The organism is Micromonospora sicca (genome assembly GCF_003172935.1).
GTDB lineage: Bacteria > Actinomycetota > Actinomycetes > Mycobacteriales > Micromonosporaceae > Micromonospora > Micromonospora sicca.
In genome coordinates this window covers 1-9,904 of the sequence record NZ_QGKS01000362.1, presented here as the reverse complement: position 1 = coordinate 9,904, position 9,904 = coordinate 1, and the positions used below count along the sequence as shown (strand labels likewise).

Genomic DNA, 9,904 nt, shown 5'->3' with positions numbered 1-9,904 from the left:
CGAGTGGACGGCCGGGCGAGGCCGGCCGGTGCCGGCGTCGGGGTGCCGGTCGCCGCCACCGGCCAGTCCCAGTGTGCGGGAGTGGGTCGGCCGGCACCGGTCGGGTGGGTCTCCCGGGCGGCCGAATGGAGGCCCAGGTCGGCGGTGCTGCCGGCCAGGGCCGCGGGCGGTGCTCCGCCGGGGCTCGGGTCGGTCGTGGCCGGACCGTCCGCCGCCCGGTCCGCCGGGGAACCAGCGGGAGCGGGCCCGGTCGGGAGGGGCTGGAGGATGTCGGTCGGCTCGATGGCGTCGGTCGCCGGCGTGTCCGCCGGCCGACGCAGCACGGTGGTGGCCGTCGAGCCGAGCGCGCCGGCGGCGACCGCGATGAGCGCCCCGTAGTAGGGCGCGAGCTGGTACCGGTCGGCCGCGACACCCGGGCCGGCGGTCAGGTAGGCGAACGCCACCAGGACCGGGCCGGCCGCGCCCGCGGCGCCGCCGACCAGCGGCAGGTGGCCGCGCAGGCGGGCCAGCGCGCCGACCGCCGCGCCCGCGAGCAGGGCCACCGTGGGCAGGATCAGCATGGCCAGGCGTTGGGCCGTCGCCGCGTCCAACCACGACGGTTCCAGGACCCCGAGGCGTACGGTGGGCAGCGGCCCGGCCGCGGCCAGCGCCGGCGCCGCCGAGAGCAGCGCGAGCAGCCAGATCACCCCGCCCGTCAGCGCGATGTTCCAGCCGAGCGGCGAGTTCAGCAGTACGGCGAGCGCCGCCCCGGCGCCGACCACCGCGCCGAGGATGGCGCAGATGCCGACCGCCCAGACCGGGTCGACCGTGCCGCCCAGTTCGGCCGCGCGCGCGGGCTGCATGCACAGCGGCGCGACGACGATCGCGCCCAGCGCGGCGGCCCCGGCGACCGCCAGTTGTTCGGTGGTGCCGCCCGGGAGCCCGTCCCGGCGGGCGAAACGTTCGGTGAGGACGGCGCCGGCCACCGCGGCGACCGCCGCGAACCAGGCCACCCAGACGAGCTGGGCCGGCCACCGGTTGACCGAGCCGTCGGTGAACGCGCCGTTGAGGCGCACGACGCCGAACCCGTACGCGATGCCGAGCTGGCCGGCCCCGGCCAGCACGCTCACCCCGAGCGCCGTGAGCAGCAGCCTGCCCCACGTCCGAAAGGCCATGTCGGGCACGTTACGGCCCGGTGCGCCCGATCGCCACCTTGACGCAGCGCGGCGCGGCGCGCGCCGCCGGTGTGGCTACTTCAGCTCGACCAGACGGGCCAGATAGGTCGTGTCCCCGACATTGGTCAGCATGTGCACGGCGCCCGGGTCGCGGTAGACCACCCCGCCGGTCGGTTCGTCGGCGTCGATCCGGGTGCCGTCGACGGTCTGCACCACGTTCTTCGCGCCCTGGATCGCCACCACCAGGTACGGGTGGTCGTGCCGGTGCAGCGGCTGCCGCTCGCCCGGCTCCAGCCGGATGTGCCAGACCCGCACGCGGTCGTTCTCGTAGACGATCTCCTGGCCCACCGGGCCGAGTTCGACGTCCTGGGACAGTTCGGTCATCGGGTTCCGTCCAGCTGGGGGAGCACCTCGGCGGCGATGAGCTCCAGGTGGTCGAGGTCGGCGAAGTCGATCAGCCGCAGGTGGACCCGGGTGGCGCCGATCGTGGCGAACTCGCCGAGCCGGTCGACCAGCTGCGCCGGTGAGCCGACCACCGGGTCCTCCGGCGGCAGGGCGCTCTTGACGTGCAGCGGCGCGGCCCGCCGCTGCGCCTCCGCGTCGGTCCGGCCGATCGCCACCACGATCCCGGCGGAGAGCACCAGCGGCGCCCGCCCGGACTCCGTACGGCCGGTGCGCTGGCACGCCTCGGTCACCCGCTCGTACGCGGCGGCCGTCTCGGCGACGCTCTTGAACGGCATGTTGAACTCGTCGGCGTACCGGGCGGCCAGCTCGGGGGTGCGCTTGGGGCCGCGGCCGCCGACGATCACGGGCGGGCCGGGCCGCTGCACCGGCTTGGGCAGCGCGGGCGCGTCCACGAGCCGGTAGTGGTCGCCGGTGAAGCGGTACGTCTCGCCGGACGGGGTGGCCCACAGCCCGGTGATGATCTCGAGCTGCTCGGCCAGCCGGTCGAACCGCTCCGCCACCCCGGGGAAGGGGATGCCGTACGAGAGGTGTTCCCGCTCGTACCAGCCGGCGCCGATGCCCAGCTCGACCCGGCCGCCGCTCATCTGGTCGACCTGGGCCACCATCACCGCGAGGGGCCCGGGGAGCCGGAAGGTGGCGGAGCTGACCAGCGTCCCCAGCCGGATCCGGGAGGTCTCCCGGGCCAGCCCGGCCAGGGTGAGCCAGGCGTCCGTGGGACCGGGCAGCCCGGGGTCGTCGCCCATGGACTGGTAGTGGTCGGCGCGGAGGAAGCCCTCGAATCCGGCGGCCTCGACCAGCCGGGCGAACCGGAGCTGGTCGTCGTAGCTGGCCCCGCGGTGCGGTTCGGTGAAGACCGAGACGCGCATGGTCACCGCCCTCCCGTGCCGGAGCCCGCCGGCGTCTCCACCGGGTCGGCCGCCGCCGCGTCCTCGGCCTGCGCCGGCGCGCCGGGGGCGTCCCGTTCCATCAACAGCTCGTGCAGGTCGGCGCTGACCCGGGACACCTCGGCCAGGTGGGCGTTGCGGCCGAGGGTGCGGGGTCGGGGGATGTCCACGTCGAGGATCTTCCGGATCCGGCCGGGGCGGGGGCTGAGCACGACGACCCGGTCGGCGAGCAGCACCGCCTCGTCGATCGAGTGGGTGACGAAGACGATGGTCGCCTTCGTCTCCATGTGCACCCGCTGGAGTTCGCCGGAGAGCTCCTCCCGGGTGAGCGCGTCGAGCGCCGAGAAGGGCTCGTCCATCAGCATCACCCGCGGCTCGCCGATCAGCGACCGGCACAGGGAGACCCGCTGCTGCATGCCGCCGGAGAGTTCGTGCGGCAGGCGCTTCTCGAAGCCGCCGAGGCCGGCCAGGTCCAGCAGTTCCCGGGCCCGCTCGCGGTGCTTCGCCCGGCTCCAGCCGAAGATCTCGACCGGGAGCAGGACGTTGTCCAGCACCGAGCGCCAGGGCAGCAGGGCGGGCCGCTGGAACAGCATGGCGATGTCGCGGCGGGGCTTGGTGATCGGCGTGCCGGCCACCGTGATCCCGCCCTCGCTGACCGGCAGCAACCCGGCGATCATGCGGAGCAGGGTGGACTTGCCGCAGCCGGAGCGGCCGAGGACGGCGACGAACTCGCCCTCCGCGACGTCGAGGTCGATGCCGCGCAGCGCCTCGACCCGCCCCGCGCGGCCGTCGAAGGTGCGGGACACCGCGGACAGTTTGATCATCCTCCGCCGGCTCCCTCCCGCTCGACGATCACGAGCCCGGCAAAGGGTAACCGGCGGCGGTCCCTGTAGCACCGTCCAGGGTGGATGGCTGGCAGTTTCCATCACGCAACTTCGTTTCCGTTCCGCAACCGATACGCCCGGCCTGCCGATGCTGGCCTTCTCGTACGCTGTGCCCGCGAACAGTCCCCTCACGACGGTCCCGTCGGCTGCCCCCTCCTGCCGGCACCGTCGGACCCACGACCCGTCCGGGCGAAGATGACCTGGTCGGAAAGGACATGGTGCACTGATGAGAAGGCTGACCCGTACGGTCGCCGCGGCCGCGCTGGCCACCGCCCTCGCCCTGGTCTCCGGCTGCAGCAGCGGCTCGGACAAGTCCGACGACGCCAAGAGCGCCGGCACCGGCACGCTGGAGAAAGTGACGTACCTCACTTCGTTCGGCAACTTCGGTCGGGACTCCTATGCCTGGGTGGCGAAGGAGAAGGGCTTCTTCTCCGACGCCGGCTTCGACGTGGAGATCAAGCCCGGTCAGGGCACCGGTGCGGTCATCCAGACCGTGGTCGGCGGTCAGGCCGACTTCGGCCCGATCGACCTCACCGGTGGTCTGCTCCAGCTCGGCAACGGCCAGGCCAAGGACTTCGTCGCGGTGGCGGCGATCCAGCAGCGCACCATGGCGGCCATTGTCTCGGTCGAGGGCAAGGGCATCGCCACCCCGAAGGACCTGGAGGGCAAGAAGCTCGCCGACACCCCCGGCTCCGTCGTGCGCAACCTCTTCCCGACGTACGCCCGGCTGGCCGGCATCGACGCCGCCAAGGTGACCTGGGTCAACGGCGAGGCGCAGACGTTGATGGGCACCCTGGCCTCCGGCTCGGTCGACGGCATCGGCCAGTTCGTCGTCGGTCAGCCCACCGTCGAGGCGGTGACGAAGAAGAAGCCGGTCGTGCTGCCGTACAGCAACGTCATGCAGGACCTCTACGGCAACGCGCTGATCACCTCCGCGAAGATCGCCAAGGAGAAGCCGGAGATGGTCAAGCGCTTCACCGCGGCGCTGCTCAAGGGCCTGGAGTACGCCCTGGCCAACCCGCAGGAGGCGGCGGACATCCTGAAGAAGAACGTGGCCGCCACCAACCCGGCCGCGGCCGCCGCCGAGCTGCAGTTGATGGCCGCGTACGTCCGGTCCAGCAACTCCGGCACCGCGCTGGGCACCCTGGACAGCGGCCGGGTCGCCAAGAGCATCGCGCTGCTGCAGGGCGCGGGCGCGCTCAAGCAGAACCTGACCCCCGACCAGATCATCGACTTCAACCTCGCGCCGAAGGCCTGACCGGTCGACCCGGACATCGGGGGTGCGGCCCGCCGGGGTTCCGGTGGGGGCGCACCCCCTTCGCGTGCCGGTCGTCGGGCCGGTCCAGCAGAGGAGGACACGTTGACGGAGTTGACCGGGACCAGGGTCGGCGCGGCGGCGCCGGACCAGCCGGCGATCGAGCCGGCCGGGCCGCGCCGGACCGGCGTACGCCCGGCGGCGGTGGGGCTGCCGGCGCTCGGGCTGCTGATCGCGGTGACCGTCTGGTGGACGGTGACGTCGGGTCTGCACCTGGTTCATCCGGCGTCCCTACCGCCGCCGCAGGTGGTGTGGAGCGCGCTGACCGGGACGAGCGACGTGCTGCTGCCGGCGCTGGGCATCACCACCGCGATGACCCTTCTCGGCTTCCTGCTCTCCTCGGTGGCCGGCGTGCTGATCGGCATGGCGCTGGCCGCCTCCCGCCGGGTCGAGCGGATGTTCGCGCCGCTGCTGGTGGCGATCAACGCGGTGCCGAAGATCGCGCTCGGCCCGCTCCTGGTGGTCTCGGTGGGCTGGGGCCAGAAACCCATCCTGACCATGGTGTTCCTGCTCTGCTTCTTCCCGATCGTGCTCTCCACCGCGACCGGGCTGACCACCACCCCGGCCGACCTGGCCGACCTGGCCCGCTCGCTGAACGCCTCCTGGTGGCAGTCGTTCCGCAAGGTGCGCTTCCCGGCCGCCCTGCCGCAGATGTTCGTCGGGCTGAAAGTGGCGATGCCGCTCGCCGCGATCGGCGCGGTGATCGGGGAGTTCTACTCGGACAAGCCGGGGCTGGGCTACCAGATCCTCCAGTACAACGGGATCGGGGACAGCGCGACGGCCTGGGCGGCGATCGTGCTGATCGCGCTGATGAGCATCCTGCTCTACTCCGCCCTCAGCCTGGTGGAGCGCCTCGCCCTCCCCTGGGTCCGCGCCACCACCTCATCCCGCTGACCCCACCTCGACCGGAGACGCTAAAGATCACCCCCCCCACCCCATGACCGCCCGGAGCCGGTTGCGGTGGGGCCACACCCACCAGGGCGACTATCCCGCGAGCCGCCAGCGGCCGCCCCGGGCGACCAGGGTCGTGAGGGCCTGGGGCATCAGGCCGGAGTGGTTGTCCGGGGTCATCCGGATCGGGCCGGAGAGGCCATCCAGCTGCGACGTCTCCAGCACGTCGCGCAGGGCGGCCCGGTTCACCCGGCCGGGCTCCCCACCGGCGCGCAGCTCGGCGTCCGCGACGAGCTGGACCGCGTCCGCGGCGAACGACGAGAAGCCGTGGTACCCGCCGAAGCGGGCGGTGTAGTCCTGGAACCACTGGCGGCGGGCCGCCTTGGCCGGGGTGGTGGCGATGACGTCGTCGATCACCATGGTCTGGGTGAAGATCAGGGTCGCCCGCTCGGTGGTCCGTGCCGAGCCGCCGAGGAAGAGGTCGCCCGCGGCCGACGCGTCGAAGAACAGCGATCCGGCGAACCTGGCCTGCCGGGCGCTGGCGGCCGTGAGCGACGCCTGCTCCGGCGGCGTCCAGACGACCAGCGCCTGGGGCTTCCGCTCCACCAGGGCCGAGACTTGGGTGGTGACGTCGGTGTCGGTGGTCCGTACGGTCTCGGCGCCCAGCAGCCGGATGCCGGCCTTGGTGAACTCGCCGCGCAGCGCGGCCAGCCCCTCCCGCCCGTAGTCGTCGGCGGTGTGCAGCACGGCCACCCTGCGGATGTTGCGGCGGGTGAGTTCGGTGGTGAGCGCGCCGGCGCTGTCGGCCGCGTTGGGGGCCAGTTTGAAGACGTACCGGCGCTGGGCGACCGGCTCGGTGACGGCGGCGGAGGCGGCGAGCGCGATCGTCGGAATGCGCTTCTCGTCGATGGTGCGGACGGCGCCGACCGCGCATTCGTTGCAGCCGCCCATGATGATGGCGGTGACGTCGGAGTCGTTGCTGAAATCGTTGATGTTGCGCAAGGATTCGGCGGCGTCCGAGCGGTTGTCCTTCACCTTGAGCTCGATCTTCCGGGCGCCCAGCGCGCCGGAGGAGTTCAACTGCTCGACCTTCAGTTCCAGCGCCCGCTGGTACACCTTGCCGACCGGTGCCGAGGCGCCGGAGAGTTCGAGGTCGGCGGCGATCACGATCGGGTTGGTGTCCTGCTGCTCCTCGCCGAACTGGCAGCCGGTGAGCGTGGTGGCCAGCACGGCCGATGCGAGCGCCGCGATGCTCGCGGAGCGGATGGGGCTCAACTCAGTCCTCCAGGTGCGGCGCGGGCGCTGCCCGATCACCGCCGCTTGTCCGTCCTCAGTGGAGAACGGGATTGGTCTGCCGTACGGTGTGCGCGAAGCCTGCAAAACCTTGCCAACGCCGGGCCCTGTGGTCAAGCGCGGAAGGCGGGGAGCTGTTTCGGGACGCTCATCCCACATGGTGGGGACATCGAATGTTTACCGTCGCTCACTTTGCAGCGTCGACCGACCACTCTGGATGTACATGCCCTGTTCAGGGGGCTGGGGAAAAGAAGGTAATAGTTGACCGGAGACCGGCTTGAGGGCCCGCCGACCGATTCCTACCTCACTGCGGCTTCCCAAACAGGATCTTCTCTGATGAAATCGCGGCCGTGCCGCGCGTGGCGCTGGCCGCTGCACCAGGCACGGGTCGGCGGGTCAGGCGTGGGAGAAACGACGGAGGCGATGTCGTGAGCACCGGACCTACGACCCTGCCCGCGAGCCCCGGTGCCGACCCGCGGAACCGGCGACGGCGGCTGCCCCGGCTGCGGGACGCGCGGATCCGTTCCAAGCTCGCCCTCATCCTGGTCGTCCCGGTCGCCGCCGTCATCGCCCTGGCAACCATCCGACTCGTCGCGGTCGGCGAGGGCGCCTACGACGCCACCCGGATCCGCTCCCTCACCTCGCTCTCGATCGACATCTCGGCGCTCAGCCAGGACCTGCACAAGGAGCGGATGGCCGCAGCCGTCTACCTGGCCGCGCCCGACCAGAAGCCGGACGACTACAACCTGCGGGTCCGCAGCACCGACGAGCGGATCACGGCGTACCGGGACGAGCGGGGCCGGCTCGACGGGCTGCCCGCCTCCGTCCGGAACCGGCTGAAGGTCATCGACGACCACCTGGCGACGCTGAACGGCACCCGGCAGGAGGTGCTGGACCGGCAGCAGATGCCGGTGGCCGAGGCGAGCCTGCGCTACGGCATCATCCTCACCGACCTCGTCTCGTACGGCGACACGCTCGCCCAGCAGCCCGGCGGGGAGAGCCTGGCCGACGCCCGCCGGGCGGTGGCGGCGTTCGCCCACGCCAAGGCCGCGGTCGCCGAGGAGCAGGCGGTGGCCTTCACCGCGCTGGCCTCCGGGCGACTCGACGAGGAGCAGTTCTCCTCCTTCGTGGCGACCCTGACCAGCCAGCAGGAGGCGCTGCTCTCCTTCTCGCGGGCCGCCGAGCCGGCGCAGCGGGCCCTGGTCGACAGCACCGTCTCCGGCGACGCGGTGCAGCTCTCCGACGGGGTCGCGGCCGACCTGTCCCGGTCGGTCGGGCAGCGCCCGCTGGTCACCCGGGACGACGCCTCCGCCGCCATCGGCGCGGTCGACGACCTGATGCGGTGGGCCGAGATCCAGCTCCAGGACCAGCTCTTCGCCGACGCCGACGCCGCGCGTACGGAGGTGATCCGGCAGGCCGTCGTCGAGACGGCGCTCGTGCTGCTCACCCTGCTCATCGCGGTGACGCTCGCCGTGGTCCTCGCCCGCTCGCTCAACCACTCGCTGCGTCGGCTGCGGGAGGGCGCCCTGGCGGTGGCCAACCACGACCTGCCGGAGGCGGTCAGCCGCCTGCAGAACATCGGCACCATCGGCGACGGCGGCGTGGAGGAGATCGTCCAGCAGGTCCGGGACCCGATCAAGCTCAGCAACCGCGACGAGGTCGGCCAGGTAGCGGTGGCCTTCAACGTGGTGCACCGGGAGGCCGTCCGGGTCGCGGCCGAGCAGGCCGCGCTGCGGACCAGCGTGTCGGCGATGTTCCTCAACCTGGCCCGGCGCAGTCAGACGCTGGTCGACCGCATGATCGGCGAGCTGGACGCGATCGAGCGCAGCGAGGAGGACCCGAAGCGCCTCGCTCAGCTCTTCGAGCTCGACCACCTCGCCACCCGGATGCGCCGCAACGACGAGAACCTGCTGGTGCTGGCCGGGGCCGACTCGGCCGTGCCGCGCCGCGACGACGCGCTCCTGGTGGACGTGCTGCGGGCCGCCCAGTCCGAGGTGGAGCTCTACAACCGGATCGAGTTCGGCACGGTCGACACGGACGTCTCGGTCGCCGCGCACGCGGTCAACGACGTGGTCCGGCTGGTCGCCGAGCTGCTCGACAACGCCACCCGGTTCTCTCCGCCGAACACCACGGTGGTGGCCGACGGCCGGCGGATCCGGGACTACGTGCTGATCCAGGTGGAGGACCGGGGTCTGGGCCTCAGCGACGAGCAGCTCGACTCGCTGAACCGGCGACTGGCCGCCCCGCCGACCGTGGACGTGGCCGCGTTCCGCCTGATGGGCCTCGCCGTGGTGAGCCGGCTCGCCTCCCGCTACGGCATCCGCGTCGAGCTGCGGCGGAACGTGGAGGGCGGGACGGTCGCCCAGGTGACCCTGCCGAACTCCACGGTGGTGCTGCCGGCCAGCCGGGGCCACGACCCGGCGCCGCTGACCCGGCCCCGCCAGCCGCTGGCCGTCGAGCAGACGCCGCCGGCCCCGGTCGGTCACGCCGACCCGTTGGCCGGCGTCGGGCGTACCGCCGCGGCCACCCTGACCGACCAGTGGCGTACCCCGGCGCCCGCGCCGGCCCGCTGGCAGGGGCCGGACACCGGCCCCGCGGTGCAGGTGAGGGGCTCCACCGGCGCGCTGCCGAGCCTGCCCACCATGCCGGCCACCACGCCGGCCGCGCCTCCGCCGCCGGCACCCGTCTCCAGCGGCGGCCTGTCGGTGGGTACCTCCACCGGCGCCCACCCCACCCGCAAACCGCTGCCGAAGCGGACCCCGGGCGGGGAGACCGCCGGCGCGGGCGCCACGGGGCTGCCGGACGGTCCGACCGCCGGACTGGGCGGCCGCGCCACGGCCGGCCGAGCCCCGGTGACCCCGCCGGTCGCGGCGGCTCCGGAGGCGCCGCCCGCGCCGGCCGTCCCGGTGGCCGCCCGGCGGGAACAGCCGGGCGAGGCGCCGATCTTCCGGGAGATGGAGGCGGTCTGGTTCCGCTCCCACGGTGACGCCGGCCAACGGGTCGGCGTCGGGCGTACCG

Annotated in this window: 7 protein-coding genes and 1 pseudogene; 3 read left to right on the top strand and 5 right to left on the bottom strand. The window is 73.1% G+C overall.

Features of this window, described 5'->3' with window-relative positions; genetic code table 11:
* The 4 genes and pseudogenes from DKT69_RS29515 to DKT69_RS29500 form a co-directional block, all read right to left on the bottom strand.
* Window positions 1–1,154, bottom strand: a pseudogene (locus DKT69_RS29515) (hypothetical protein); the annotation flags it as partial.
* 75 nt (window positions 1,155–1,229) lie between these two features.
* Window positions 1,230–1,538, bottom strand: coding sequence for a cupin domain-containing protein (locus DKT69_RS29510; protein WP_109804735.1), 309 nt, complete (start codon window positions 1,536–1,538; stop codon window positions 1,230–1,232).
* Window positions 1,535–2,485: an LLM class F420-dependent oxidoreductase gene (locus DKT69_RS29505; protein ID WP_109804736.1), complete on the bottom strand. Its 951-nt coding sequence runs from the start codon at window positions 2,483–2,485 to the stop codon at window positions 1,535–1,537. The genes DKT69_RS29510 and DKT69_RS29505 overlap by 4 nt, the downstream gene beginning before the upstream one ends.
* A 2-nt stretch (window positions 2,486–2,487) precedes the next feature.
* The gene (locus tag DKT69_RS29500) at window positions 2,488–3,327 is read right to left on the bottom strand and encodes an ABC transporter ATP-binding protein (protein WP_236648429.1); all 840 of its coding nucleotides are present in this window, start codon (window positions 3,325–3,327) and stop codon (window positions 2,488–2,490) included.
* A gap of 286 nt (window positions 3,328–3,613) precedes the next feature.
* Between DKT69_RS29500 and DKT69_RS29495 the strand changes: the two genes are divergently transcribed.
* Both DKT69_RS29495 and DKT69_RS29490 read left to right on the top strand, forming a co-directional pair.
* Entirely contained in the window at window positions 3,614–4,645 is a 1,032-nt protein-coding gene (locus DKT69_RS29495; RefSeq protein ID WP_109804734.1) for an ABC transporter substrate-binding protein, read from the top strand.
* Between the two features lie 111 nt (window positions 4,646–4,756).
* Entirely contained in the window at window positions 4,757–5,596 is an 840-nt protein-coding gene (locus tag DKT69_RS29490; RefSeq protein ID WP_375373557.1) for an ABC transporter permease, read from the top strand.
* 90 nt (window positions 5,597–5,686) lie between these two features.
* On the opposite strand, the gene DKT69_RS29485 is transcribed toward DKT69_RS29490, so the two are convergent.
* On the bottom strand, window positions 5,687–6,868 hold the full coding sequence (locus DKT69_RS29485) for an ABC transporter substrate-binding protein (protein ID WP_109804732.1): 1,182 nt from the start codon (window positions 6,866–6,868) through the stop codon (window positions 5,687–5,689).
* 446 nt (window positions 6,869–7,314) lie between these two features.
* Between DKT69_RS29485 and DKT69_RS29480 the strand changes: the two genes are divergently transcribed.
* The coding region (locus DKT69_RS29480; RefSeq protein WP_109804731.1) for a sensor histidine kinase at window positions 7,315–9,904 on the top strand (2,590 nt) is incomplete at its 3' end.

Coding starts and splice junctions, on each gene's coding strand:
- DKT69_RS29510 (WP_109804735.1), bottom strand. CDS start 1,538: ATGACCGAACTGTCCCAGGACGTCGAACTCGGCCCGGTGGGCCAGGAG.
- DKT69_RS29505 (WP_109804736.1), bottom strand. CDS start 2,485: ATGCGCGTCTCGGTCTTCACCGAACCGCACCGCGGGGCCAGCTACGAC.
- DKT69_RS29500 (WP_236648429.1), bottom strand. CDS start 3,327: ATGATCAAACTGTCCGCGGTGTCCCGCACCTTCGACGGCCGCGCGGGG.
- DKT69_RS29495 (WP_109804734.1), top strand. CDS start 3,614: ATGAGAAGGCTGACCCGTACGGTCGCCGCGGCCGCGCTGGCCACCGCC.